Annotated in this window: 22 protein-coding genes; 9 read left to right on the top strand and 13 right to left on the bottom strand. The window is 70.5% G+C overall.

The window, feature by feature from the left end; translation table 11 throughout:
* Window positions 1-6: 6 nt before the first annotated feature.
* Genes DFR74_RS14145 through DFR74_RS14135 form a run of 3 tightly spaced genes read left to right on the top strand, consistent with a single transcriptional unit; the run spans window position 7 to window position 4,754 of the window.
* Window positions 7-1,218, top strand: a complete 1,212-nt coding sequence (locus tag DFR74_RS14145) for an HpcH/HpaI aldolase/citrate lyase family protein (protein WP_084537290.1) — start codon at window positions 7-9, stop codon at window positions 1,216-1,218.
* Entirely contained in the window at window positions 1,215-3,911 is a 2,697-nt protein-coding gene (locus tag DFR74_RS14140; protein ID WP_084537291.1) for a phosphoribosyltransferase, read from the top strand. The genes DFR74_RS14145 and DFR74_RS14140 overlap by 4 nt, the downstream gene beginning before the upstream one ends.
* A complete protein-coding gene (locus DFR74_RS14135; RefSeq protein ID WP_067503101.1) occupies window positions 3,912-4,754 on the top strand; it encodes an HAD family hydrolase in 843 nt (280 codons plus the stop codon). It begins immediately after the preceding gene.
* Window positions 4,755-4,766: 12 nt separating this feature from the next.
* Here DFR74_RS14135 and DFR74_RS14130 read toward each other — a convergent pair whose 3' ends face one another.
* The 6 genes from DFR74_RS14130 to DFR74_RS14105 form a co-directional block, all read right to left on the bottom strand.
* Complete coding sequence (locus DFR74_RS14130; RefSeq protein ID WP_067503104.1) at window positions 4,767-5,612, bottom strand: hypothetical protein; 846 nt, start codon at window positions 5,610-5,612, stop codon at window positions 4,767-4,769.
* Window positions 5,613-5,615: 3 nt separating this feature from the next.
* Window positions 5,616-6,842 carry a DUF7373 family lipoprotein gene (locus tag DFR74_RS14125; RefSeq protein ID WP_147265829.1) on the bottom strand — a complete coding sequence of 409 codons (1,227 nt, stop codon included), beginning with the start codon at window positions 6,840-6,842 and terminating at the stop codon, window positions 5,616-5,618.
* Complete coding sequence (locus DFR74_RS14120; protein ID WP_233444440.1) at window positions 6,818-8,269, bottom strand: serine/threonine-protein kinase; 1,452 nt, start codon at window positions 8,267-8,269, stop codon at window positions 6,818-6,820. Before DFR74_RS14120 ends, DFR74_RS14125 begins: the two co-directional genes overlap by 25 nt.
* A gap of 295 nt (window positions 8,270-8,564) precedes the next feature.
* Window positions 8,565-9,326 carry an AIM24 family protein gene (locus DFR74_RS14115; protein ID WP_067503112.1) on the bottom strand — a complete coding sequence of 254 codons (762 nt, stop codon included), beginning with the start codon at window positions 9,324-9,326 and terminating at the stop codon, window positions 8,565-8,567.
* A 3-nt stretch (window positions 9,327-9,329) separates the two neighbouring features.
* A complete protein-coding gene (locus DFR74_RS14110) occupies window positions 9,330-10,022 on the bottom strand; it encodes an AIM24 family protein (RefSeq protein ID WP_067503115.1) in 693 nt (230 codons plus the stop codon).
* 11 nt (window positions 10,023-10,033) lie between these two features.
* Window positions 10,034-10,657: an AIM24 family protein gene (locus DFR74_RS14105; protein WP_067503119.1), complete on the bottom strand. Its 624-nt coding sequence runs from the start codon at window positions 10,655-10,657 to the stop codon at window positions 10,034-10,036.
* Window positions 10,658-10,836: 179 nt separating this feature from the next.
* Here DFR74_RS14105 and DFR74_RS37120 point away from each other — a divergent pair, with 179 nt between their 5' ends.
* Both DFR74_RS37120 and DFR74_RS37820 read left to right on the top strand, forming a co-directional pair.
* On the top strand, window positions 10,837-12,150 hold the full coding sequence (locus DFR74_RS37120; RefSeq protein WP_067503122.1) for a TerD family protein: 1,314 nt from the start codon (window positions 10,837-10,839) through the stop codon (window positions 12,148-12,150).
* Window positions 12,151-12,169: 19 nt separating this feature from the next.
* Window positions 12,170-13,720 (top strand): TerD family protein, encoded by a 1,551-nt coding sequence (locus DFR74_RS37820; protein ID WP_067503125.1) that lies wholly within the window; start codon window positions 12,170-12,172, stop codon window positions 13,718-13,720.
* 14 nt (window positions 13,721-13,734) lie between these two features.
* On the opposite strand, the gene DFR74_RS14090 is transcribed toward DFR74_RS37820, so the two are convergent.
* The 3 genes from DFR74_RS14090 to DFR74_RS14080 all read right to left on the bottom strand — a co-directional run bounded on the left by DFR74_RS14090 (window position 13,735) and on the right by DFR74_RS14080 (window position 18,966).
* Window positions 13,735-15,447: a glycosyltransferase family 87 protein gene (locus tag DFR74_RS14090; protein WP_084537292.1), complete on the bottom strand. Its 1,713-nt coding sequence runs from the start codon at window positions 15,445-15,447 to the stop codon at window positions 13,735-13,737.
* Window positions 15,448-15,515: 68 nt separating this feature from the next.
* Window positions 15,516-18,077, bottom strand: coding sequence for a transglycosylase domain-containing protein (locus DFR74_RS14085; RefSeq protein WP_411719602.1), 2,562 nt, complete (start codon window positions 18,075-18,077; stop codon window positions 15,516-15,518).
* A 469-nt stretch (window positions 18,078-18,546) separates the two neighbouring features.
* Window positions 18,547-18,966 carry a DUF5318 domain-containing protein gene (locus DFR74_RS14080; protein WP_170160757.1) on the bottom strand — a complete coding sequence of 140 codons (420 nt, stop codon included), beginning with the start codon at window positions 18,964-18,966 and terminating at the stop codon, window positions 18,547-18,549.
* 506 nt (window positions 18,967-19,472) lie between these two features.
* Between DFR74_RS14080 and DFR74_RS14075 the strand changes: the two genes are divergently transcribed.
* The 4 genes from DFR74_RS14075 (at window position 19,473) to DFR74_RS14060 (ending at window position 23,115) form a co-directional block, all read left to right on the top strand.
* On the top strand, window positions 19,473-20,537 hold the full coding sequence (locus tag DFR74_RS14075) for a DUF1707 SHOCT-like domain-containing protein (RefSeq protein ID WP_084537294.1): 1,065 nt from the start codon (window positions 19,473-19,475) through the stop codon (window positions 20,535-20,537).
* Between the two features lie 19 nt (window positions 20,538-20,556).
* Window positions 20,557-21,342, top strand: a complete 786-nt coding sequence (locus tag DFR74_RS14070) for a DUF1707 SHOCT-like domain-containing protein (RefSeq protein ID WP_067503130.1) — start codon at window positions 20,557-20,559, stop codon at window positions 21,340-21,342.
* Window positions 21,343-21,467: 125 nt separating this feature from the next.
* The gene (locus DFR74_RS14065) at window positions 21,468-22,025 is read left to right on the top strand and encodes a PadR family transcriptional regulator (RefSeq protein ID WP_067503131.1); all 558 of its coding nucleotides are present in this window, start codon (window positions 21,468-21,470) and stop codon (window positions 22,023-22,025) included.
* The gene (locus DFR74_RS14060; protein WP_067503132.1) at window positions 22,018-23,115 is read left to right on the top strand and encodes an inositol-3-phosphate synthase; all 1,098 of its coding nucleotides are present in this window, start codon (window positions 22,018-22,020) and stop codon (window positions 23,113-23,115) included. The genes DFR74_RS14065 and DFR74_RS14060 overlap by 8 nt, the downstream gene beginning before the upstream one ends.
* 64 nt (window positions 23,116-23,179) lie before the next feature.
* Here DFR74_RS14060 and DFR74_RS14055 read toward each other — a convergent pair whose 3' ends face one another.
* From DFR74_RS14055 to DFR74_RS14040, 4 genes are read right to left on the bottom strand one after another with little or no spacing between them, the layout of a single operon-like run.
* The gene (locus tag DFR74_RS14055; protein WP_067503133.1) at window positions 23,180-23,449 is read right to left on the bottom strand and encodes a type II toxin-antitoxin system RelE family toxin; all 270 of its coding nucleotides are present in this window, start codon (window positions 23,447-23,449) and stop codon (window positions 23,180-23,182) included.
* Window positions 23,446-23,703, bottom strand: a complete 258-nt coding sequence (locus DFR74_RS14050; protein ID WP_067503134.1) for a type II toxin-antitoxin system Phd/YefM family antitoxin — start codon at window positions 23,701-23,703, stop codon at window positions 23,446-23,448. Before DFR74_RS14050 ends, DFR74_RS14055 begins: the two co-directional genes overlap by 4 nt.
* Window positions 23,704-23,739: 36 nt before the next feature.
* Window positions 23,740-24,165 carry a GyrI-like domain-containing protein gene (locus DFR74_RS14045; RefSeq protein WP_067503135.1) on the bottom strand — a complete coding sequence of 142 codons (426 nt, stop codon included), beginning with the start codon at window positions 24,163-24,165 and terminating at the stop codon, window positions 23,740-23,742.
* A 10-nt stretch (window positions 24,166-24,175) separates the two neighbouring features.
* Window positions 24,176-24,634, bottom strand: a complete 459-nt coding sequence (locus DFR74_RS14040) for a GyrI-like domain-containing protein (protein WP_067503136.1) — start codon at window positions 24,632-24,634, stop codon at window positions 24,176-24,178.
* Between the last annotated feature and the right edge of the window lie 58 nt (window positions 24,635-24,692).

Below are 24,692 nucleotides of genomic sequence, written 5' to 3'. Positions count from 1 at the left end.
TGATCGATGACCGCTTCTGTCGCCGTCCGGGGGGAGGTTTCCCTCCGGAAACGGCTGCCACTGCGGCATTTCCGGCAGTTGCAGGGTCCGGACGCGAGGTCGCTGTTCCATCGGCAGCCCGAAGCCTTCGGCGACAGCACCGATCGGGAACTGCTCGCCTACGGGCTGGGCGCCACGCTGTACGCGCCCGCCACCAGGCCGGATCTGGCCGACACCATCCGCCGCCGGGCCGAGCGCGGCGTGTGTTCGATGGTGATCGACCTCGAGGACGCGGTGGCCGATCACGAGGTCGAGTTCGCCAAGCGGCAGGCCGTGGCGACCCTGGACGAGCTGGCGGCCGGGGAGGACCCCAACCCGCTGCTGTTCGTGCGGGTGCGCGACGCCGACGCCATCGGCGAGATCGTCGAGCAGCTGGGGATCGGCGCGTCGGCGCTGACCGGGTTCGTGTTCCCGAAGTTCGACAGCGCCTCCTGCCACAAGTACCTGGCCGCCCTGGAAGCGGCGTCGGTGCGACTGCGGCGCCAGGTGTTCGGCATGCCGGTGCTCGAATCGGCCGCGCTGGTGCACCGCCAGACCCGCGATCAGGAGCTGGCGCACATCGCGGCGGTGCTGGCCGAGCACCGGGAGCGGGTGCTCGCGGTGCGGGTCGGGGCGACCGATATGTGCTCGACGTTCGGCATCCGGCGCGACCGCGATCTGACCATCTACGACGTGCGGGTGGTCGCCGACGTGATCGCCGACATCGTCAACTACCTGGGCCGCGCCGACGGCACCGGGTTCGTGATCACCGGCCCGGTGTGGGAGTACTTCGCCGATCACGAGCGCATGTTCCGCCCGCTGCTGCGCACCGCGCCGTTCGAGGAGTCCGACGCGGTGCCGTTCCGGCAGTACCTGGTGAGCCGGGATCTGGACGGGCTGTTGCGCGAGATCACGCTGGACCGCGCCAACGGCATCCAGGGCAAGACGGTGATCCATCCCTCGCACGTGGCGGCGGTGCACGCCCTGTCGGTGGTGACGCACGAGGAGTACGCCGACGCGCTGGACATCCTGCAGGTCGACGTGGGCGGTGTGGCCGCCTCGGAGTACCGGAACAAGATGAACGAGATGCGCCCGCACCGCAGCTGGGCGCGCGAAACACTGTTGCGGGCAAGGGTTTTCGGAGTGGCGAACAAGGGAGTGTCGTTCGTGGATCTGCTCAGCGCGTTGGTGAAGGTATGACGGCGCCGTGGGCGACCCGCACGCTCGGGTTCGAGCTGCGGCACGTGGCTTCGCACGGCGGGCCCGCCGGCGGCGCGCTGCCCGGGGAGCTGGCGATCGAGTGGCTGATCCAGCCCGGTCTGCGGCGCAATCCGCGCCGCGCGCACCTGCTGGTGTCGACGGTGCTGGGCAAGCACCTGCCGACCGATCCGCGCGTGGTGCTGGACGCGGGTGACCGGCTCGGTGATCTGGTGCGTCCATTGCTGGACGGTGGCGACGCCGTGGTGCTCGGATTCGCCGAAACGGCAACGGGTCTCGGCCACATCGTCGCGGCACGGCTGGGCGCGCACTGCTACCTGCATTCGACGCGCCGCGACGTGGCCACCGCCGAGACGCTCACCGGTTTCGAGGAGGGCCATTCGCACGCCACCTCGCACCTGCTGCAGCCCGCGCCCGCGGGCATCTTCCTCAACGACCTGCCGTTGGTGCTGGTGGACGACGAGATCTCCACGGGAGCGACGGCGATCGACGCGATCCGCGCGCTGCACGCGTCCTCGCCGCGGGCGCACTACGTGCTGGCCTCGCTGGTGGATATGCGCACCGAGGCCGACCGCGCGGTGTTCGCCGATGTCGCCGCCGAGCTCGGCGCGCGGATCGACACCGTCTGTCTCGCTTCGGGTCTCACGCTGCTGCCCGACGGACTGGTGGACTCCGTCGAGGCGCTGCCCGAACCGGCGTTGAATCCCGTTGCCGCGCGGCGTGGTTCGTTCGACCGGCTGGCGCTGCCCTGGCCCGGTGCGGTGCCGGAGGGCGGCAGGCACGGCATCCTCGACACCGACGCGCCGGCGTTCGACGCGGCGGTGGGCGTGGCGGTGGCCGCGCTGCGCACGCGGCTCGGCGGCGACCGTCCGGTGATCGTGATCGGTCACGAGGAGCTGATGTACCTGCCGCTGCGGCTGGCGTCGGGACTGGCCGACGCCGGTGTGGCGACCCGGTTCCAGACCACCACGCGCTCGCCCGCCTACGTGCTGGACGAGCCCGGGTATCCGCTGCGGCGCGGATTCCGTTTCACCGCACCGGAACCCGACAACGTACCGCGCTACCTCTACAACGCGCAGTGGCCCGCCGATCTGGACGACGAGCTGCGCGCCCTCACCGGGGAACAGACCGGCCCCACCGGGGAGCCGATCCTGCTCGTGGTGATCGACGCGCCCGCCGACACCGCCGACCTGGTGGCCGAGGGCGGGCTGATCGACGTGCTGACGGCGTCGGGCGCGGATGTGCTGCTGGCGGTGCTGCCGGGCGCCGATCCTCGAGAACTGCACGCCGCGCGCACCGGTGAGGTCGAGTCCCGTGCGCTGCACTTCGCGCGGACCGGCCGGACCGAGCCTCACGCGCTGCCCGCCACGCGCAGCGGCACGGCCGGTCCCCGCGCGCCGCACTCCGCGCGCGCCGGTGGAGCCGATCCCCGCGAACAGGACGCTGGGCGCACCGGCGAGCGCGAAGGGGGAGCGGCGATGGCCGACCACCTCGCACTGGCGGGTGATTCAGCCGAAAATACTGTGCGGCAGGATGATTCGGCATCCTTCCCGGAGCCGTTGCGCGGCCCCGCCTTCGGCTCCTACGCCCCGGACGAGGTGACCTGGCTGCTCAAGGATCTCTCCGACGTGGACCTGGAAGCCGATGTGGCGGAACGGGAAACACGCATCCAGGCCGGAGAGGCGCACTACGCGGAATCCCTGCCGGTCGAGTACCAGCCCGATGCCGCCTACCGCGACCTGTTCGACCGCGTGCTCGCTGAGAGCGCCGAGCGCCTGGCCCTGGCGGTGGGGACCGTATCGGAGCTGGTGGTCGCCGAGCGCGGCGAGGACATCGTGCTGGTGTCGCTGGCGCGCGCGGGCACGCCGATCGGCATCCTCATGCGGCGCTGGCTCGCCTCGGGGCGCGGCGCCGGGCTGCCGAGCCTGGATACCCCGCACTACGCGGTGTCGATCGTGCGCGATCGCGGCATCGACCCGGTCGCGCTGGATTACCTGGCGCACCACCACGATCCGTCCTCGATCGTCTTCGTGGACGGGTGGACCGGCAAGGGCGCGATCACCAAGGAACTCGGCGAGGCGCTGGATGCCTATCACGCCGCGGGCGGCGCGCGGTTCGACGACCGGCTGGCCGTGCTGGCCGACCCGGGCCACTGCGTCACCACCTACGGCACCCGCGACGATTTCCTGATCGCCTCGGCCTGCCTGAATTCCACGGTGTCCGGGCTGATCTCGCGCACCGTGCTCAACGACGAGCTGATCGGGCCCGGCGATTTCCACGGTGCGAAGTTCTACCGGGAACTCGCCGGCGACGACGTGTCGGTGCGGCTGCTCGACACGGTCACCGTCGCGTTCGACGCCGTGCGCCCCCGGGTGGCCGGTGAGGTGGCCGCCGTGCGGGCCTCGGACCGTACCCCGACCTGGACGGGCTGGGCTTCCGTGGACAAGGTACGCGCCGAATATGGCGTCACCAGTGTGAATTTCGTGAAACCCGGCGTGGGCGAGACCACCCGGGTGCTGTTGCGGCGGGTGCCATGGCGCGTGCTCGTCCGCGAGCCCGACGCGCCGGAGCACGCGCACATCCGGTTGCTGGCCGCCGCCCGCGGCGTCCCCGTCGAGGTCGTGCCCGACCTCGCGTACTCGTGCATGGGATTGATCAAGGAAGTACCGAAGTAGATGTTTCCCGCTGGACCTCGAAGACAGGCGCTCGTCGCCACCGATCTCGACCGCACCATGATCTACTCGCGCAACGCGTTCAGCACCGCCGACGAGGTGGCGACCGTGTGCGTGGAACACCTGGAGGGCGCGCCGCTCTCCTTCATGACCACCGCGGCGGCGCTGCGCATGCGGACGCTGACCGAACCGGCGGCCGTCATCCCGACCACCACGCGAACCATCAAGCAGTTCACCAGGATCGCCCTGCCGGGAGCGCCGTGGCGCTACGCCATCACCAGCAACGGCGGCAACATCCTGGTGGACGGCGTCCCGGATATGCGCTGGCGCATCGACATCGATGCGCAGGTGCGGGCGGGCGGTGCGACGCTCTCGGAGGTGAGCGCCGAATTGCGCTCGCGCATCGACGATTCCTGGTGCACCAAGTTCCGCATCGCCGACCACCTGTTCTGCTACCTGGTGGTGCGGCCGAAAGCGGTGCCGGAGGACTTCCTGGCCGAATGGGGCGCCTGGTGCGCCGAGCGCGGGTGGTCGGCCTCCCAGCAGGGACGCAAGATCTACACCATGCCGCGCGTGGTCTGCAAGAGCACGGCGGTGGCCGAGGTGCGCCGCCGCCTGGTGGACAGCGGTGAATTGAGCCCGGACGCACTGACTTTCGCCGCGGGCGACGGCGCCTTGGACGCGGCGATGCTGCGCGCGGCCGACTCGGCCATCCGCCCCCGCCACGGCGAGCTCGAGCACCTGAACTGGACCAGCCCGAACCTCACCGTCACCAAGGCCAGCGGCATTCTCGCCGGCGAGGAGATCATCGACTGGTTCATCGACTCCGCGCCCCGCGCGGCGTGATTCGCGACCCGCTCAGCCCGTGAGGTCGGGCTCGAGCGGGTCGTCCAGCCGGTTGAGGGAGTACCCGTGGGGCAGGCCGGGCAGCATGCGGAAGTCGGTGACCTCGAGGGTGTGGATGTCCACGGTGGCCGCGACGATCCCGGGCACCGGCCCGTCGCATTTCTGCCGTTGGTCGAGCGGCACCCCGCACAGCATCCGGTAGTACCGCAGGCGGTCGGCCCGTCCGGGCACCAGGCGGTTGCGCTGGTAGGGGCTCGGCCCGAGGACGGCGGCCGGGTCGGCGAGCCAGTCGGTCATGCGGCGCTGGATGGTTTCTTCGGCGAGCGCCCGATCGTCTTGCGGCCAGGTGTAATCCAAGCGGTCGCCGGTCGAGTGGATGGTCAGCGCCTTCAGGAAGTAGTGGGGTGCGGCGCGCAGCTCGAGCAGCCGCGCGTAGTCGTCGAGCCGGGACAGCGGGGTGGCGGTGTCGGTGGGTTCCGGCAGCGCGGCCACGGTCGCGGGGTCGGTGATGTACAGCTTCACGGACAGGCGCCCGTACGACTCGGTGGCGGCGAGAAGCAGTTCCGCGCAGCGCCGCAACCCGGCCATCACGTCGGGCAGCGTGTCATTGCCGAGGGACGCGACGATCCACGGCACCATCGACAGCTCGTCCTCCTCGACGTCGAGGTCGCGGGTGGGCAGGCCGACGATCGGGAACCCGCAGTCCCGGAACACCCCGTCGATCACCGCGAACGCGGCCTGCTGCTCAGGGGTCGGCCCGGCGGGTGCGGGATGCGGCGGCGGGGCCGGTTCGCGGCCGCAACCGATCGCGAGGGCCGCCAGCACCGCGACCAGCAACCGAATCCTGCCGCGCACCATCGGCTACGCGCCGTTCACCAGCAGCGCGTACTGCGCCGCCGCCTGTTGCCGCGCGTTCTCCGCGGTGCCGCCGCTGACGAACGCGGCGTGCTCCCGGTAGATGACGTAGCAGCGGGCCAGCGCGGACTCGTCGTTCGACGCGGCGCGCTCCACGCAGCGCACGTCGGGCAGGCCCTCCGGCCCGTCGACGGCCCGCACGTTGCCGCCGACCGTATCGGCCCACGCGTCCCCGAAGGCCCGCGCCGCCTCGTTGTCGCGGAAGCGGAAAAGCGTGGTGCTGAACGCCTGTGCGACGGATTCCACGCCGCCGTCGTCCCAGGCCGCCGCCATCTCCTCGTTGTCCAGCGGGCGATAGTGCACGGTGGCGCGCCCGCTCCACGAGCCGTATTCGCGCGACGAGATGGGCAGCCGCTGCCCGGCCGGGCCGGGCACCAGGATGCGGCGCAGCATCGCGTCGGGATCGCGTGGCAGTTCGTCGATCTCGTCGGGCGGGGTGGGCTGGAACTCCTCCAGCAGCGGGATCTGCGCGTCCAGGACCTGCGCCACCCGGTCGGCGAGCGCGTCCTTGTCGGGGGTCCGGTGCTGGGCGAAGACGCTCACCACGATCTCCCCCTGGGCGTAGGTCGCGCCGATCGTGCGGATGCCGGGGCGCCAATGCGCGTGCGCGCCGGGATGATCCGGGATCGGGGCGGGTTCGTTGTCGGGGCTGACCGAGAAGTCCAGCGCCTCCATCTCGCGCGCCGCGTCCCGTGCGGCGGCCTCGCCGGGGAAGCGGAACAGCACCACGCGGGTGAGGTTCGCGTCGATGTCGAGCGCGGGCGTACCGGACCGGAACGCGCGGTCGCCCTCGCCGATGTCGAAAGCGACTATCATGCCGTGCTTTTCGAGCGTCGGGGTGTTCACGCTCGAGATGGCCGAGGCCTGCGCCGCCTTCGCGGGTGACTCGAGCACGTCGGTGCCCCAGTTGTGCACGAAGGTCTCGTCGATCTGGTGGGGGATCGCGATGGCACCGGCCATCCGCAACCCTTCCAGGATGCGGCCGTCGTTCGGCGTGCGGATGGCCTCCACGTCGGCCGGTTCGATGTTGTAGGCGCCGACATCCAGTGTGCGCACGTCGATCTCGGCGGGCGTGGGCGTGCCTGCGACGCCCGAGCACGCCGTGACCGTCAGCGCGGACAGCAGTGCGGCGGCGGGCCCGAGCCGCCTCACAGCGGGGCGCTTCGCAACCATTCGTCGATCACCTCCTGGTGGGAGCTCCCCTTCTCGAAGACCTGGAGCAGCACGGACGAGCGCGGAGCGGCGCCGAATCGCACGAGGATCCACGGGCCGGTGGACCCGTTGAACTTGCGCACCGTGAGCGGTTCTCCGTAGCGCGAGGTGAGCGTCTCGGTGGCGCCCTGCTCCAGCGTCGCGACGTAGCGGTCCACGGTGGCGGCGCTGTCGTGCTGGAGCACTTGGAGTTCCAGGCCCTGGCGGTCGGTGCAGTTGAATCCGTGCTCCCACACCGCGCCCGGGTTCTTGGTGGCGAAACTGCACCGCAGATCGCGGTAGCCCACCGTGTCGGGGCCGGCGGGCAGCAGGTCGGGGAACAAGGCGACGGTGTCGCGTCCGGCGGCCCACGGATCGGGGGCGGTGGACGTGGTGGGCGGCGGTGTGGAAGTCGTTGTGGTGGTAGGAGTTTCGTCGGGGCGCAAGGCGAAGGCGCCCGCGCCCGCCACCGCGAGCACGGCCGCCACCGCGCCGAGTGCCAACAGCCACCGGCGCTTTCGGCTCGGCGGCGGTGTGGGCGGGAGCGGCGCGCGGGGTGGATCGAACGCCGCCGACGCGGCCGCCGCCATCGCCGCGCAACTGGGGAACCGGTGCTCCGGATTCTTGGCCATCGCCCGCTCGAACACCGCGTCCAGCGCGGGCGGCAGGTCCGGGCGCAGCGTGCTGATGCGCGGCACCGGTTGCATCAGATGCGCGCCGATGACCCCGGCCGCGGTGTCGGCGGTGAACGGCGGGCGGCCCGCGAGCAGGTGGAACAGCGTGCACGCCAGCGAGTACTGGTCGGTGCGCGGGCCGAGCTCACCGCCGGAGAGCTGTTCGGGCGCGGCGTAGCGCAGGGTCGCCAGCAGCGTGCCGGTCTGGGTGAGGGAGCCGACCTCGTCGGCGGATTTGGCGATGCCGAAATCGGTGAGCAGCACTTGTTCGGGCGCGCCGGGCGCCGAGGGCGCGCGCAACAGGATGTTGGCGGGTTTCACGTCGCGGTGCAGCAGACCCGCGGCGTGCGCGTGGTCGAGTGCGTTGGCCGTCTCGCGGGCGATGTGCAGGGCCCGCGCGGGCGGCAGCGGACCGCCGCGGGCCAGCGAGTCGGCGTCGCCGCCCTGGATGTACTGCATGGCGATCCAGAGCTGCTCGCCCTCCTGCCCGCGATCGTGGATCGCCACGATGTTCGGGTGGTCCAGGCGGCCCGCCAGCTGCGCCTCGCGCTCGAATCGGCCGCGGAACACCGGGTCGGCCGCGAACGAGGGGTGCAGCAGCTTCAGCGCCACCATCCTGGGCAGTCGCGGGTGGTGCGCCGAGTAGACGCTGCCCATTCCGCCCGCGCCCACGAGCCCTTCGATCCGGTACCCGGCGAACACGCTGCCGGGTCGAAGCGATTGCGCGGGGGCCACATCGACCGACTCTAGCGGGAGATCCACCCGGCGTCCCCGCGCTCGCCGGGTGTCCGCCGGGCTGCGCGAGGTGGTGCACCGATCGGTCGCGGGTTCGGCGGCGTCGTCATAGGTCTCAGCTCGACCGGCGGCAGGACGACGGGCGCGGTCGGCCGACAGCCCGACCGGGGCGCGACCGACGGCCCGGCCGGTGACGTGACCGACTGCCCTGCCAGCGATCTGATCTGGGGCACGGCCGGGGAGCCCACCAGCGGCACGGCCGCCACGACACCGGCCGCGACCGTGCGTCCGGCCGTCAGTAACTCTGCTGCTGCCCCAGCTGTCGCGCGATCACGGCCTGCAACTGCTGCAACCCGCCCACGCTGACGCCGCTCTGCAACTGACCCTCGATGGTGCGCACGATCTCCACGTCGCTGATCACCTTCTCGCTGGACTGGATCAGCACTGTGCCCGCGCCGGTGAAATCGAACTGGCGCTCCTCGCCGGAGTTCACCCCGAACCGGTGCGCACCCGCGGCCAGGAAGCCGGTTACCCACTGCTGGTCGAAGTGGTGGCTGGGCGACGGGCAGTCGGCCCAGCCGACCAGCGACTCCGGGTCCACCCGCAGCGGTGGTTCGGCGAAGATCACCGGGCCGTTGGAGGAGGCCAGGAATTTGCCGGTGCCGATGAGCGTGAGGAACCCGGGCACGATCGACTGCTTGAGCGCCAGGCCGGGTTCGAAGGCCAGCAGGTTGGCCGCGCGGATGGTGAGGTTGCCGTCGTCGAGGTCGTAGGAGTTGATGTCGTAGCCGCGGTCGCCGAGGATGAGCTTGCCATGGCCCTGGGCTACCACGTAGTCACCGGTGAACATCGGCGCCGAGAACTGCTCCGACACCATGTGCAGCATGCCGCCCTGCAGGCCGTGGGTGAGCAGCTGGAATTCGATCTGGCCGTAGTAGGCGATCATCGCGCCCTTGCGCATGAACCACGGGCCGGTCAGATCGATGCAGAAGGCGTAGCTGTTGTGCGGGATGTTGTCGCTTTCACCGAGATTCATCGGGTTCAGGATCTGCGCCATGATTCACAACTTCTCTTCGGAGGCCTGCACGTACACCACACCCTGGCCGACGCACTGCAACTGCATCGCCTCGCCCGAGCCGCGCCCCACCGCGTCGCGCCAGCTCAGCGCCGTCTTCAGCTCGGTCTGCACGTTGCCGTAGGCCGCCACGAACGCCTGCGGGTCCACCACGATCGGATTCGGGCCGCCCACTTGCAGTTCCAGAAAGCCACCGTGCCCGAGCAGCACCGCCGCGCCCTGGCCGGAGAGCTGCGTGGTGAACATGCCCTGCCCGGTCAGCGCGCCCGACGCGGCCCCGCGCAGCGCGCCCATGAGGCCGCCACCGCCTCCGCCGCCGGAACTGGCCACCGACACGATGGAACTCTGCAGCCCGGCCGTATTGGCCAGCAGCCGTGAGGCTTCCACGCGCAGCGTCGCGCCCGGCTGGATCTGCACCACCTGCACCTCCAGCCCGGCGAAGCCGTAGTGCACCTCGCCGTTGCCCTGCGCCAGCATGGTGCGTTCGTGCTCGCCCGCCATCATGCGGCCGGCCATGCGCATCAGCCCGCCGCCGCCCATCCCCTGTGAACCGGGGATCTGGTGCGGCGCGAACGCGACGTCGCCGCGATAGAACAGCATCGCGCCGGTCCGCGCGACCACGCCGCCCGCCCGGCCCACGTCCACTTTGACGACCTTGTCGTTGACCTTCTCGAACACGCCCGTGCCCCTTACCGTTCCGCCGGCTGGATCGACACGACGCCCTGGCCCTCCCAGCGCAGCGAGAACGTCTCGCCTGCGCCCTGGCCCATGGCGTCGCGCCAGGTGATGCCGGAGACGAACGACTGATTCAGATTGCCCTTGGCCGCCACGAACGCGTCGGGGTCGACCACCAGCGGGAACTGCGGCGTCACCTCGAGGTGGATGAGCGGGCCGCCCGCCGAGAGCAGCGCCACCTGGCCCTGCCCGCTGACCGTGGTGGTGAACAGGCCCTGCCCGCTGCGCGCGCCGCCCATCCCGGCGAAACGCACGTCGGTGCGCAGGTTTCCGGCGAAGGCGAGCAACTGCTGCGATTCCACCTGCAAGGTGTCGCCGTTGAGGTTCACCACCGTGACGTGCTGGCCGTTCACCGCGAAGAACACCCGGCCGTGCCCGGCGCACTCCATCAGCGACAGGCTCTCACCGGTCGCGCGGCGCTTGAGCCCCGCGAGCACGCCGTCGCCGCCGCCGAAACCGGCCGACTTGAACTGCACGTTGCCCTCGTAGGCGATCATCGAACCGGAGATCGCGCGCACGCTCGTCCCCGCGAGCTGCGCTTCGATCACCTTCTTCGACTGTTCGAAAAGCTGTGCCATAGGGGTCCGCCCCGTTGTCTCGAGTTCCTCCCCGCGCGCGCCGGTGGCCGCTGGTGGGGTCTGCGAGCGTCACAGTAACCGATAGGCGGGCCGCGCACCCCTCGTCCCGACCCGGGACCGTCCGCGTCCGTTTCTCGTAGAGTGGCAGGCAGTACGCACCGACAAGCGAAGGGTCGAACTTGTCCGCAACACTCGCCAAGGGCCAGAACGGTCCACTGGCCACCAACGATGTGGTGATCTCCGTCCAGTTGACGGCTCCGGCTGATCTGTCCGCGCTGCTGGTGACCGAGCGGGGCAAGGTCCGCTCCGACGCGGACTTCGTGTTCTTCAACCAGCCCAGCGGTCCCGGCGTCAACCTGCAGCCCGCGCCCGCGGGGCAGCCCGCCTCCCTGGCGGTCTCGTTGAACCAGGTGCCCGGCGATATCGACCAGATCCGGGCCGTCATCACCCTCGACGACGCGTCGGCCAGCTTCGGCCGCTTCGCGCCGCCCACCGCGATCATCTCCGACGCCGCGGGCAACCAGCTCTACCAGTACCGCATCGACGGGCTCGATTCGGAATCGATCGTCATCGCGCTCGAGCTGTACCGGCGGCAGGGCTCGTGGAAGGTCCGCGCCGTGGGCCAGGGCTACGCGGGGGGATTCGCGGCGCTGGTCACCGATCACGGTGTCACCGTGGATGATTCGCCGCCCCCGGCCGCGCAGCAGGCCCCGCCGCCGCCCGCGCCGCAGCCCGCGAACTACCCGCCGCCGGCCGCGCAGCCCGCGCCGCAGTACGCCGCGCCCGGCGGTGGTTACCCGCCGCCTCCCGATCAGGGCTACCCGCCCCCGCCCGGTGGGGGTTTCCCGCCGCCGCCCGGCCAGGGTGCTCCGCCGCCCGCCCCGTCCCAGCAGACGGGCGAGGTCAGCCTGAGCAAGGACCGGCCCGTCAGCCTGCAGAAGGGCCAGCGCGTCACGTTGCGCAAGGAGGGCGGCCAGCAGCTGGCCTTCGTCAAGATGGGCCTGGGCTGGGACCCGGTGCAGACCCGCGGCATGTTCGGCAACCGCACCGTCGACATCGACCTGGACGCCTCGGTGATCATGTTCGCCGAGGCGAATCCGGTCGACTTCGCCTACTACGGCCAGCTGACCTCCAAGGACGGATCGATTCGCCATCAGGGTGACAACCTGACCGGTGAGGGTGACGGTGACGACGAGGTCATTCTGGTGGATCTCACCAGAATTCCCCCGCATGTCACCTCACTCGTGTTCATCGTCACCTCCTACAAGGGCCACACCTTCGAGCAGGTGCGCAACGCGTTCTGCCGTCTCGTCGACGGCTCCAACAGCGCCGAGCTGGCCCGCTACACCCTCGCGGGCGGCATGCCGTTCACCGCGATGGCGATGGCGAAGGTGTTCCGGGTGGGCGCGGACTGGAAGTTGCAGGCGCTCGGCGAGGGCTTCCAGGCCAAGCATCCCGGCGAGGCCATCCCGCAGCTCGGCCGCTTCCTCTGATCGACCGGGGACCGTCGAGGTGATCGAGTTGAAGGCGGGGCAGAACACCCCGTTGCGCGCGGACGTGCTGCGATTCGGTGTGAGATCGGATGCGGCACTGGATATTTCCGCTCTGGTCGTGGGGGAGGACCTGCGCGTTTCCGGCGCGTCGGATCACGTGCACCACGGCAACCCCGCCACCGGCGGGGTGGAACTGGCCGGGGCGGAGGTCGTCATCACGACCTCCGTCCTCCGGTCCGAGGCCAAGGCGGTGCTGTTGGTGGCGAGCACCGGTGGCGCCACGCTGGGGCCGCTGACGGCGCTGCTGTCCGAAAACGGTGTGGTCACCGCGGAATTCGCGATCGTGCCCGCCGCCGGCGAGGCCGCGATGATCTGCCTCGAGGTGTACCGGCGCGGGGCCGAATGGAAGGTGCGCGCCGTGGGGCAGGGGTACGCGGGCGGGTTGCCCGTGCTGCTGCCCGCGCACGGCGTGGACGCGGCCGGTGCGCAGCCCGCCTCGCACGCACCGCATCCGGTGGGTGATCGCGACGCGATCCCGCAGGCCGATCCGGTCGGCGGTCCGGCCCCGCTGGAGGTGGCGCACGGGCTGGAGCGGCTGTGGATGGTCTTCGAGGACGCCGCGCGCTCGGCCGCCGCGCTGGAATCGGCGCGCGACTACGCGGGCAAGCGGCTCGACGAGGAACTCTCCGCGGCCGTCAGCGATCCGGCCACCCGCAACACCCCGGGGGCGGAGGCGAAAAGGCAAGAGGCGCAACGTCGTCACGACGAACTGATCGCCGTGGCCGAGAGCAACCACCGGCGTGACAGCGAACAGCTCATCCGGGAACTCGCCGAGTCCGACCGGTTGCTGCCGCCCGCACTGGCCTCGTGGTCCTCGCCCGCGTGGGACGGTCCGCCGAAGCCGAGCGACGGCATCCGCCTCGGTGAGCTGTACGCGCTGGACCGCGGCCCGCTGCGCATCCCGTACACGGTGCCCGTGCCGCTCACGCGGCCGCTGTGGATCGACACCGAGCATTCCGCCGCCGTGGTGCCGGTGGTCGGCGCGCTGCTGGCGCGCCTGCTGGCCGCCGATCCCGGTCGCCCGGCGCGCATCGATGTCATCGACCTGTCGGGCGCGTTCGCGGGCCTGCTCGCCCCGCTCGCCGGGTCGATGAACGGGGCGCCGGTCACCGACCACGCCGATATCTCGCCCCGCCTGCAAGCGTTGGTGGACGCCGTCGATATGGCCGAAATGGCCTACAGCGGTGGGTCATTCGTCCCGCCCGCCGAGCATCGGGTGCTGCTGGCCGCCGACTTCCCGCACGGGTACTCGTCACTGGACGCCCAGCGCATCTCGGCGCTCACCCTGCGCGGGGACCTGATCGGGCTGTCCATGGTGATCGTCGGCAGCGACGAATCCGCCTCGCCCGACAGCACGGTCGCCGCGCTCTCCCAGGCGTGCAGGCACCTGCCCACGGTGCAGGACACTCCGCTGTTCGATCCGTGGACCGGCAGCCCCTGGCACCTCGAACTGGACCTGCTCCCGCGCGACCCGCAGCACGTCGCGCGATTGCTGCGGCCGGGGACGTAGGGGACGGTTCACTCTCACCCCGTGCGGGTGAGAGTGTCCTTGGGGCGCAAGGCTTGTGGGAGCCAGGGGAGTAGCGGGTCGGGGGCGCGGTCGAGGACGCCGCCGACCGGGTCGTCGACGGCGTCGTTGCGCACCAGATCCTCCTCGGGGCGGTAGATCTGGCGAATGATCAGCGCGCACAGGATGATCACCGCGATATCGCGCACCAGCACGGTGGCGGTGAACCACTCCTCGGGCAGGCCCTTGCGGTCGATGCCGAGGTAGTAGAACATGCGCGGCACCCACACCAGGGCGTCGATCGTCATCCAGGCCAACAGGATTCGGCGGTGCGGCAACGCCAGAACCGCCAGCGGCACCAGCCACAGCGAGTACTGCGGGCTCCACACCTTGTTCGTCAGCAGGAACGCGGCGATCACCAGGAAGCACAGCTGCGCGACCCGCGGCCTGCGCGGCGCGGTGAGCGCGATGTAGGCGATCCCGGCGCAGGCCAGCAGGAACAGGGCCAGCGACACCGCGTTCAGGATCGTCGGCGGCTGGCCGTGCGCCAGCTCGCCGTCGAAGCCCGGCCAGCCGGTGAACGAGGTGATCACGTTGTAGATCGAGTCGGGGTCGGCGTGGCGGGTGGTGTTGAGGCGGAAGAACTCCCGCCAGCCGTCCGGGAACAGCAGCGCGATCGGCAGATTCACCAGACCCCACGTGCCGATCGCCGCCGAGACCGCCAGTCCGGCCGCGCCGAGCGGGCGGGTGGCCAGGTGGCGCACGCGATCGGGCGTCTCGCGCACCCACGTCGCGAACGCCTCCCCGCCGTCGATCTCGCGCAACCGCACTCCCACGTGGGAGCTCGGCGCGCGATGGCGCGGATCGGCGCGCAGGCACAGCACCACGATCGGGCCGAGCAGCAGCAGCGGATACAGCTTGGCCGCGCCGCCCAGGCCCAGCAGCACGCCGGCCAGCACCGGCCGCCGCCGCGCCCACGCGAGCAGGCCGGTCGCGGCGAACGCCGTGGCGAGCGCGTCGAAATTGGTGAACCCGTGCACAATCACCAGCGGCGAACAGGCGATCAGCGCCGCGTCCCAGATCCGGCGCCCCGCCAGCAGCGTCGAGGCCCACACCGTGATCAGCCACGCGATGGCCAGGCCGAACGCGACGACGTTGAAATAGATGACCACCTGGAGCGCCCCGGGCAGCGGCAGCGCGTCCCAGGTCTTGGCGATCTGCATAGCGCCGTACTGGTACAGGCCGGACAGGACCGGATACTCCATGTACCGGACCTCGATGGTGCCGTCCGGACGCTCCTCCACCCACGACTTCTTGTACGGGAAGGCGCCCTCGTCGAGGCGCTCGGCGCCGTAGAGCGGCACCGTGTCGGAGTAGCACAGGGCGACGTACTGGCGGCCGTCGCTCCAGTCCAGCGTCAGCGCGCCGTTCTCGGTGCTCGTCTGCTGGATGCAGCCCGCCTTCGCCGCCCAGCCCAGCGCCAGGAAGATCACCGTGTAGAGCAGGATGATCCGCAGCGGCGTCCAGAACCGCACCCGCCCGATCAGCGCGTGCTCCCCTACCGGCCCCCCGACCACCGTGCTCACCTGCGCGGTCAGCGAATCATTGCGGCTCGGCTTGTCCCGCCCGTCGGCCGACCGCGGATCGAACGCGACCGGCCCCGGCGAAACATACCGCGCCCCATCGCCCCCACCCGGCCGCCCGGCGTCCACCACTCGCTGATCGGTCACGGCATCCGAGCCTAGTGGGTGCTCACCGGGCGGCTACGAGTCACAGTCCCCACGGTGGGCGGGGGCCGTCACTCTTCCTCGCCGGCGCCTCCGCCGCCGGAGTCGTCACCGGTCCCGCCGTTGCCGGTCCCGCCACCGTTGCCGCCGCCGGGATTGCTCGGTGAGCCGTTGCCCGGGGAGGAGTCGTCGGAGGGTGCGGTCGGCTGGCCCGGCAGCGGACCGGGATCGTTCTGGCTCTGCTGCGGGCGCTGCTGTTGTTGCGGTGCGGGCTGCACGCCCGGGATCGGGATGGTGATGCCGGGCAGGATCTCGACCTGGGTGGGCGCGATGATCACCGGGGGCGAGGGGGCGTCCACCGTCGAGGGCGGCGTGTACGGTGCCGACCACTCCGGCACACCCGCCTGGCCCTTGATCGGGGCGGGCTTCGGGAAGGTCTCGTTCGGCGTGCCCTTGAGCGCGCCGTCCATCGTCGACTTCCAGATGTCGGAGGCCAGGCCGGAGCCGTACAGCTTCGCCCCCGCGTAGTTGCGCAACGGGGAGTTGTCGACGGAGCCGACCCAGACCGCCGTGGACAGCGACGGCGTGTAGCCCACCATCCAGGTGTCCTTGTTCTCCCCGGTGTCGCCGAGCTGCGCGGTACCCGTCTTGGCCGCCGACTCGCGCCCGCCCGCCAGGCCGTGGTTGCGCGAGTACGCCGCGATGGGGCGCATGGCGGCTGTGACGTTGTCGGCGACCGCGGCCGAGACGCGCTGCTCACCGGCGGGCTCGCCGCGGTCGAGCAGCACCTGCCCGTCGGCGGTCACGACGCGCTGCACGAAGTGCGGCGCGTGGTACACGCCCGACGCGGCGAGCGTGGCGTAGGCCGAGGCCATGTCCAGCGGCCGCGACTGGTACTGGCCCAGCACGATGCCGTTGTTCGGGCCCACGCCACCCGGCTCGGACAGCGTCTTGCCCACGCCCGGCAGTTCCTCCGGGATGCCGAGCTTGTGGCCCATTTCCGCGATCTTCTCCGGGCCGTTCTGCATGTCCAGCTGCATGCGGTAGAAGCTGGTGTTCAACGACCGCTTCAGCGATTCGGCGATGGTGCACATGCCGCAGGATTCGCCCTCGACGTTGGTGATCCGCACGCCGTGCACGGTCAGCGGGGAGCTGTCGTACATCTGCGAAAGCGGCACGCCCTGTTCGAGATTCGCGGCCAGGCCGATGGCCTTGAACGAGGAACCGGTCTGCAACGCGGCGTTGGCGAAGTCGTAGCCGTGGCCGTCCTCGCCGCCGTAGTAGGCGCGGACCGCGCCGGAACGCGGATCGATCGACACCACCGCCGAGCGCAGCGTCGCGGGCTCGCCCTCGAGGTTGCTGCGCGCCGCGTCCACCGCGGCCTGCTGCGCCTTCGGGTCGATGGTGGTGGTGATCTGCAGGCCCTCGGTGTTGAGCTGCTTGTCGGTGATGCCCGCCGCCGTCAGCTCCGCGAGCACCTGGGTCTTGATCAGGCCCTCCGGACCGGAGTCCAGCGTCTTGTCCTGCGTGGAGGTGGCCGGGACCACCGCCGGGTACTGCATGCCCTGGCGTTGGGCGGCGGGCAGGTTGCCCGTCTCGACCATGCCGTTGAGCACGTACTCCCAGCGCGCCTTCGCACCCTCGGGGTTCTTCTCCGGGTCGAGCAGCGACGGCAGCTGGATGGTTGCCGCGAGGACCGCGCCTTCCTCCACGTTGAGCTCGCCCACGGGCTTGGCGAAGTACGCCTTGGCGGCCGCGTCGATGCCGTACGCGCCGCGCCCGAAGTAGATGGTGTTCAGGTAGGCGGCGAGGATCTCGTCCTTGCTCCAGCTCTGGCCCATCTTCAGCGAGATGACCAGCTCGCGCATCTTGCGGGTGAGCGAGCGCTCGTCACCGACCAGCGCGTTCTTCACGTACTGCTGGGTGATGGTGGAGCCACCGCCCGCGCTCTCCTTGCCGAGCAGGTTGTCGCGCACCGCGCGCGCGAAACCGGTCATGGAGAAGCCGGGGTTGCTGTAGAAATCCCGGTCCTCGGCCGCCATCACGGCGTTGCGCACGTGCGGCGGGATCTGGTCGATGGTGACGTCGGTGCGGTTGCCCTGCGGCGGCACCACCTTGCTCAGAACGGTGGTGCCGTCGGAGGCGTAGATGTTGGCGATCTGGTTGGTCTTCAGGTCGCCGGGCTGCGGCACCGTCGCGGTGGTGTACGCGATCAGGAAGACCGAGCTGGGCACGATGATCATCAGCGCCACCAGCGCGTAACAGACGCGCCGGAAGGTCTTCCACGGGAACCGGCGCTTGCCCTCGGGGCGGCGCTTGCCGGGGCCGCCGGAGTCGTCGCCGCCGCCGCGGTGCGGCGGCGGACCCGAGGGCGGGGCGCCGGACGCCTGGGCGCGCCGCTCTCCGGTGTTCGGGCCCGACTTGCGGTCGGCGCCCCGCCGCTGACCGGTGCGCGTGCCCGTCCGCACGGTGGTCTCGGTGCCGGAGCGCACCGTCGCCTCGGTGCCGGAGCGGACGGTCGGCTCGGAGCCGGTGCGGCGATCGCGATTGGCGACCGCTTCGCTCAGCGTCGCGGGACGCGCGGGACCCGCCTTCTGGGTGGGCGCCTCTCGCACGGGGCCGGGGTGCGGCATGCGTTGCGTGGCGCCGGCCGCGCCGCCCTGGGCGGGGCCGGGCTGCGGGGGACGACCGTGCGGCGGCCGCCCCGGCGGGGGACCTTGCCGGTTCGGGGGCATCGGCCCGCGCGGACCGCCGGGACCGCCTTGCGGCGCGGGGCGTCCGTTGGGCGGGTTGTTGGGTCCGGGACGGGGACCGCCCGGACCGGGCTGCCCCGGCCTGCCGTTCGGGCCGCCCGCGGGCCCGGGACGTGGGCCGGGCGGGGGCATGGGGCGGAAGCCGGGTGGGGGAGCCTGTCGCTGGCCCGGCGGCGGAGCCGGGGGTGAATTGCGCTGAGTACGGCCGCGATCATCGCCGTAAGGGGAATTCTCGTAGGGCGAACTCACTGAACAGGATCTCCATAACTCGTAGCGGTCGGGCAGGCGCGGCGCGGTACCGACCCGTGCGGGTCCCGCGCGTCATCCGGGGGAGGGATGACCGGACACATCACTCGGCGGCGGTGCGCCGGTTCGCCCGAGCCCCCGAACGGCGGCGCGTCGGCGCCGGGGCAGTGCCGAGCACATAGGACTGCACCAGATGATTCCAGCTGCAGGTCCGGCAGACCTCGACGACGTGAACCGAGAACTCCTCGCGGGTCTCGGCGAGCCGGACGAGTTCCTCGGGTGTGCGCGCCGACCCCGCCACCGGGCCGAGGCCGTCGCCGTAGACCCAGGATACGAGGGTCAATTGTTCTTTCCGGCAGATAGGGCACGTGACCTCGCTCCCCCGGCCGTGGAACTTCGCGGCGCGCAGGAGGTACGGATTGGCATCACACACCTCGGCGACATCGACCCGGCCCGCATAGACGTCAGCCAGCAGCGACCGGCGCCGGAGCGCGTAGTCGACCACCTGCCGCTGAATTCGCACGACACCCAGAGTAACTGCGTCGGCGACATCGGGGGGAAGAGCCAACGCCTTCGGCGTATTGCTCGGCAGTAAGCGCGGGACCCACATGTATGCGCTGAGCTGGGGGAGCCAACGCCTTCGGCGTATTGCTTGGCAGTGAGTGCCGACCTCACATGTGTCCGCTGAGCTGGGGGAGCCAACGCCTTCGGCGTATTGCTTGGCAGTAAGCGCGGGACCCACATGTATGCGCTGAGCTGGGTTCCGAGGGTGTCGTAGCGAATGTGGGCGCGCACGCCAACGTCTTCGGAGGGCATTGCTGCGAGCGGGGTGACAGTGCCCACATGTGGGGAGCCACCGCCTTCGGCGTATTGCTCGGCAAGGGGTGACAGAATCCACTTGTGTGCGTTGAGCCAGGTCGCGAGGGTGGGGTAACGCATGCGGGAGCCAACGCCTTCGGCGTATTGCTTGGCAGTAGGTACCGGACACACATGTGTGCGCTGGGTCAGGTTTCGAAGGCGTGGTAGCGGATGAGAGCGCGTGATCTGGATCGGGTGCGGGCGTCCAGCCTGCTGGACGCCGCCTACGCGGAGGGTCAGCTCGGGGCGCAGGAGTATCACGACCGCAGGGAACGGGCTGCTTCCGCGAAGACGGTCGAGGAATTGGCGCGGCTCACGGGTGACCTGCAGGTTCCCGCCGGAGCCGAGGACCTCGCGCCGGAGCGGGTGGCCACACCGCGCCGGATCCGGGCGCGGCACGGATATCCGCCGCACACCCGGGCGCGTGACGCCGATCGCGCCAACGTGGTGCGCGTATTGGACACCGCGCACGGCGACGGACAGCTCGACGCCGACGAGCACCGCGCCGCCACCGAACTCGCCGCCGAGGCGCGGACCCTGGGCGAGCTGGCCACACTCGTCGCCGATCTGCAACGCGTCGCCGACACCGCCCCGAACAAACCGCGCTCGCGGCGTCCGCTGTGGTTCGCGGCCGGGCTCGCGCTCGCCGGTGTGCTCGGTGTGGTCGCGGGATATGTCCTCGCGGGCGAGGACGACGCGCCCGCCGCTCCGGAGATCACCGTGCGCGCCGATCTCGAAACTGTCGCCCCGCAGGTGGTGCCCTATCCGGCGCCGAACACCGTCGAGGGCATCCGGACGTTCATCGAGCGCTACCGGGCGAAGTTCGGCGACACGGTCGTCGCCGAGGCGCGCTTCCACGAGACCTTCGCCTCGGCCGAGCGCTACGCCCCGGAAGGGCCGGATTGGACCGTCGACTGGGACTATCGCGGCGGGTTCCAGCGGTCCTCCTCGACGCTCACCCCGCGGCGCGAAGGCGACACGACCGTGGATCTGGACACCCTCGATCTCGACGCGCTCGGTCGCGTCCTGGCCGAGGCCGTCGCGCTCACCAAGGTCCCGGACGGCCGGATCGGCTACCTCGAGTTCGGGCCCGACACCGTGTGGATCTCCGGGCGGCCCCGTCCGGAGGCGGTGCGCCCCGTGGTGGAGATCAGCGTGAGCAACGACCGCAGCCAGTACGGGCGGGTCTATCTGACGCCGGAAGGCGAGATCCTCGACATCAGGGAACCGTCGTGAGCGGGCGAGAAGGGCGGCGATGATGGCCGATACGGCGCGGCTGCGGGCGCGCGACAGCGACCGCGCCGATGTGTGCGGACTGCTCGACGCGGCACTGGCCGACGGCCAGCTCACCGCCGCCGAACACGCCGCGCGCACCGAAACCGCCATGCGCGCAACGTCGTTCGGGCAGCTCGACCCGCTCATCGCGGACCTCCAGATCCCCGGCGACCTGGTGAACGCCCCGGTGGTCCGCGGACGCGGCACGCGGTGGTGGATCCCGGCCTCGCTGCTGCTGGTGGTGGCGCTGTTCGGCATGCTGGTCGGCTGCGTCGCGCGCGAGACCGGGGACGCCGTCGGCGCGCCCGGCGAGCCGTCGATCCCGGATCTCACCACCGGCGCCGGGGTCGCCTTCTTCCTCGACAGCCATCGCGCCGAGTTCGGTGACGCGGTCGCCGACTCGCTGTCGCTGTATCCGGAGTACGCCAGCTTCCGGCGCGGTACCGGCAACACCTATCGGGATTTCCGCTTCGACGGCGAGTTCGGCGATCCGGAGAGCAGGCCCGGTCGCAAACCGAGCACGCCGACCCTCGATTTCGGCGCGACCGACGTCGATGCCCTCGCCCCGCTGCTGGCCGGTGCCGCGCGGACGCTGGGCGTGGCGAACGGCCGCATCACCCACCTCTCCTTCGCGCTGCCCGAGACCTCGCGCGGCCGTACCGAGCCGACGGTCCGCGTGTACGTCACAAACGACGACCAGGCGTCCGGGTCGCTCACGATCACCCTGGCGGGCGAGGTCGTCGAGATCAGTCCGCCGACCGACTGAACCGCGCCACACCTGCGCGAATACCTCACATATCGGACACCGCTGTGCACGGTTATATCGGTCCGATATACTCGGAAGTCGCATCCATCGGTTAGGTCTGCACAACAGTCAGGGGGTGAAGCCCGATGCTCGAGCTGGCAATCCTCGGGCTGCTCCTCGAAGCGCCCATGCACGGTTACGAGCTGCGCAAGCGGCTGACGGGCCTGCTCGGACCGTTTCGGGCCTTCTCCTACGGGTCGCTCTATCCGACGCTGCGCCGCATGCAGGCCGACGGATTGATCGCCGAGGAGAACGCGGCGGGCGTCACCATGCGCCGCGCGCGGCGCGTCTACCACCTGACGCCGCAGGGGCGGGAGCGGTTCACCGAACTGGTCGCCGACACCGGCCCGCAGAACTACACCGACGACGGCTTCGGCGTCCACCTGGCGTTCTTCAGCCGCACCCCCGCGGAAGCGCGGATGCGGATCCTGGAGGGCCGGCGACGGCAGGTCGAGGAGCGCCGAGAGGGGCTGCGGGAGGCGATCAAACGGGCCAGCGGGTCCCTGGATCGCTACACCCGGCAGCTTCACCAGCTCGGTCTGGAATCAAGCGAGCGCGAAGTGCGCTGGCTCAACGAGTTGATTGCGGCGGAGCAATCAACGAAGGCGGCACCACAGAAAGAGGGAAACAGCGGCCATGAGTGAAATCAAGACGGCTGAGAACGCCACCGAAGTTCGCGTGGCCATTGTGGGCGTTGGCAACTGCGCCTCCTCACTGGTCCAGGGCGTGCAGTACTACAAGGATGCGGACGAGACCTCCACCGTTCCCGGCCTCATGCACGTCAAGTTCGGCCCGTACCACGTGCGCGACGTGAAGTTCGTCGCCGCCTTCGACGTGGACGCCAAGAAGGTCGGCTTCGACCTCGCCGAGGCGATCTTCGCCAGCGAGAACAACACCATCAAGATCTCCGACGTACCCCCGAGCGATGTGGTCGTGCAGCGCGGCCCGACGCTGGACGGCATCGGCAAGTACTACGCCGAGACCATCGAGCTGTCCGAGGCCGAGCCGGTCGACGTCGTGAAGGCGCTGAAGGACGCGAAGGCCGACGTGCTGGTGTCCTACCTGCCGGTGGGCTCGGAGGAGGCCGACAAGTTCTACGCCCAGTGCGCCATCGACGCGGGTGTCGCGTTCGTCAACGCGCTGCCGGTGTTCATCGCCTCCGATCCGGTGTGGGCGCAGAAGTTCACCGACGCGGGCGTGCCGATCGTCGGCGACGACATCAAGAGCCAGGTCGGCGCCACCATCACCCACCGCGTGATGGCCAAGCTGTTCGAGGACCGCGGCGTGCAGCTCGACCGCACCATGCAGCTCAACGTGGGCGGCAACATGGACTTCAAGAACATGCTCGAGCGCGAGCGCCTGGAGTCGAAGAAGATCTCCAAGACCCAGGCCGTGACCAGCAACCTCAAGAAGGAGCTCGGCGCAGGCGACGTGCACATCGGCCCGTCGGACCACGTCGGCTGGCTCGACGACCGCAAGTGGGCCTACGTGCGCCTCGAGGGCCGCGCCTTCGGCGACGTCCCGCTGAACCTGGAGTACAAGCTCGAGGTGTGGGACTCCCCGAACTCGGCGGGCATCATCATCGACGCCGTGCGCGCCGCCAAGATCGCCAAGGATCGCGGCATCGGCGGCCCCGTCATCCCGGCCTCGGCCTACCTGATGAAGTCCCCGCCCCAGCAGCTGGCCGACGACATCGCCCGCGCCCAGCTGGAAGCGTTCATCATCGAGGGCTGAGCACCCTGCACCCGATGATGAGGGAAGCCGGTCGGAGAATGATCTCCGACCGGCTTTGCGGGTTTCATAGGCTGCGGTGGACGTCCTTGCGCCAACCTACCTTCACGATGAGGATCACCAGAACACCGTTGTCGACGCGGTACGCGACCCGATAACGGCCGACTCGCAGTCGGTACAGGTCCTCGTGACCCGCCAGCTTCTTCACATCCAGCCCCGGCGCGTAGGGATCGTTGCCGAGCGCGGTCAGTGCGGTGAGTACCCGCATCGCGTCGTACCGCTCGATCGCTCGTAGTTCACGGCGCGCCTGGTCCGTGAAGTGGAAGCGATACTTCATTCGTCGTCTTCGGCGAAGAGATCGGCGAGAACCTCCGCCATGGTGAAAGTGGGCCCGCCCTCTTCGAGTCTGGCCACGGCTTCCCGCGCGAGGAGTTCGTCCTCGGCCGCATCGAAGGCCTCGACCACCGACAGCGGAACCAGCGCCGCGGCCGGAACGCCGTCACGCAGGATGATCACCTGCTCACCGGACTCCGCCTCCTTGACATGGGTCGCCAGGTTGGCGCGCAGCTCACGAATGCTGATCTCGGACATGCCCGAAGTGTACACGTAATCGTGTACACGGCGGTCTCAATCCAGCGAGACGTAGACCTCGACCGAGGTCGGGCCGGTGTAGCGCTCGATCTCGGCGGTGTGGGAGCGGGTGATGGTGCCCGCGCTCTCGGCCTTGGCGACCTGGGCCCACGCGGTGCGCAGCAGGTCGTAGGGCTTGTCGGAGACGACGAACTTGGCGTAGCGGCCGCGGGGGATGCGGGTCAGCACGTCGCCGGCGTCCATATCGTCCAGGCCGGACACCTCGTAGCCGAGAACCGCGACGGCGTGGTCGTTCTGGCCGATGTAGGCGGCGACGCGGGGCACGGGCTTCTCCCTGGCCAGGTAGCGATCCCAGGTGAAGTTGACCAGGTCCAGATCGCGCGCGGCCACCTCGCGACCGGTCAGCGGCACGGTCAGTCCGGCGACCAGGCTCTCGTCCAGGGTGACGATCTCGAAATCCACTTCTGCGTTCCTACCCGTCGCTCGGTTCGTCGGCCAGCGCCACGAAGACCTCGGCGGTGTGCGCGTCGGGATAGTGCTCCCAGTCGCCGGTGTAGGAGCGCACCAGACGGCCCGCCGCCTCGGCGTCCCACACCGCCCGCCAGATGCCGACGATCGTATCGCCGAGGTTGTCGCCGCTCGCGGTGAACCGCGCGAAGCGCCCGGCGGGCACCCGGGCCAGCACGTCGCCCGGCAGCAGATCCTCCAGACCGCGACAGCGGTAGCCCACGATATGGGTCAGATAGGAGTTGATCTCCGGCGCGTGGTCGACGTACGCGGTGGTCGGCGGGCCGGGTAGCCGGCGGGAGAGGATGCGCTTCCACGCGTCCTCCACCTTCGCGCGGCGCGGTCCCTCGACCGCGAGCGCCGGGCTGCGAAGTACTGTGCCCGCCACCAGCGTCTCGGGACGGTCAACGACATTGAAATCCACCGGCGTAGCCCCTATTTCTAGTCTGTCTTCGATCGGCGGCGCGAGCGGGCCCGCCGCG

Origin of the sequence: Nocardia puris, from assembly GCF_003315035.1 — a bacterium.
Lineage (GTDB): Bacteria > Actinomycetota > Actinomycetes > Mycobacteriales > Mycobacteriaceae > Nocardia > Nocardia puris.
The sequence above is the reverse complement of the archived record's forward strand: the minus strand, read 5'-3'. Positions and strand labels throughout refer to the sequence as shown.

Coding starts and splice junctions, on each gene's coding strand:
- DFR74_RS14140 (WP_084537291.1), top strand. CDS start 1,215: ATGACGGCGCCGTGGGCGACCCGCACGCTCGGGTTCGAGCTGCGGCAC.
- DFR74_RS14055 (WP_067503133.1), bottom strand. CDS start 23,449: ATGAAGTATCGCTTCCACTTCACGGACCAGGCGCGCCGTGAACTACGA.
- DFR74_RS14070 (WP_067503130.1), top strand. CDS start 20,557: ATGATGGCCGATACGGCGCGGCTGCGGGCGCGCGACAGCGACCGCGCC.
- DFR74_RS14115 (WP_067503112.1), bottom strand. CDS start 9,326: ATGGCGCAGATCCTGAACCCGATGAATCTCGGTGAAAGCGACAACATC.
- DFR74_RS14075 (WP_084537294.1), top strand. CDS start 19,473: ATGAGAGCGCGTGATCTGGATCGGGTGCGGGCGTCCAGCCTGCTGGAC.
- DFR74_RS14125 (WP_147265829.1), bottom strand. CDS start 6,842: ATGGTTGCGAAGCGCCCCGCTGTGAGGCGGCTCGGGCCCGCCGCCGCA.
- DFR74_RS14060 (WP_067503132.1), top strand. CDS start 22,018: ATGAGTGAAATCAAGACGGCTGAGAACGCCACCGAAGTTCGCGTGGCC.
- DFR74_RS14145 (WP_084537290.1), top strand. CDS start 7: ATGACCGCTTCTGTCGCCGTCCGGGGGGAGGTTTCCCTCCGGAAACGG.
- DFR74_RS14135 (WP_067503101.1), top strand. CDS start 3,912: ATGTTTCCCGCTGGACCTCGAAGACAGGCGCTCGTCGCCACCGATCTC.
- DFR74_RS14105 (WP_067503119.1), bottom strand. CDS start 10,657: ATGGCACAGCTTTTCGAACAGTCGAAGAAGGTGATCGAAGCGCAGCTC.
- DFR74_RS14065 (WP_067503131.1), top strand. CDS start 21,468: ATGCTCGAGCTGGCAATCCTCGGGCTGCTCCTCGAAGCGCCCATGCAC.
- DFR74_RS14050 (WP_067503134.1), bottom strand. CDS start 23,703: ATGTCCGAGATCAGCATTCGTGAGCTGCGCGCCAACCTGGCGACCCAT.
- DFR74_RS14085 (WP_411719602.1), bottom strand. CDS start 18,077: ATGCCGCACCCCGGCCCCGTGCGAGAGGCGCCCACCCAGAAGGCGGGT.
- DFR74_RS14130 (WP_067503104.1), bottom strand. CDS start 5,612: ATGGTGCGCGGCAGGATTCGGTTGCTGGTCGCGGTGCTGGCGGCCCTC.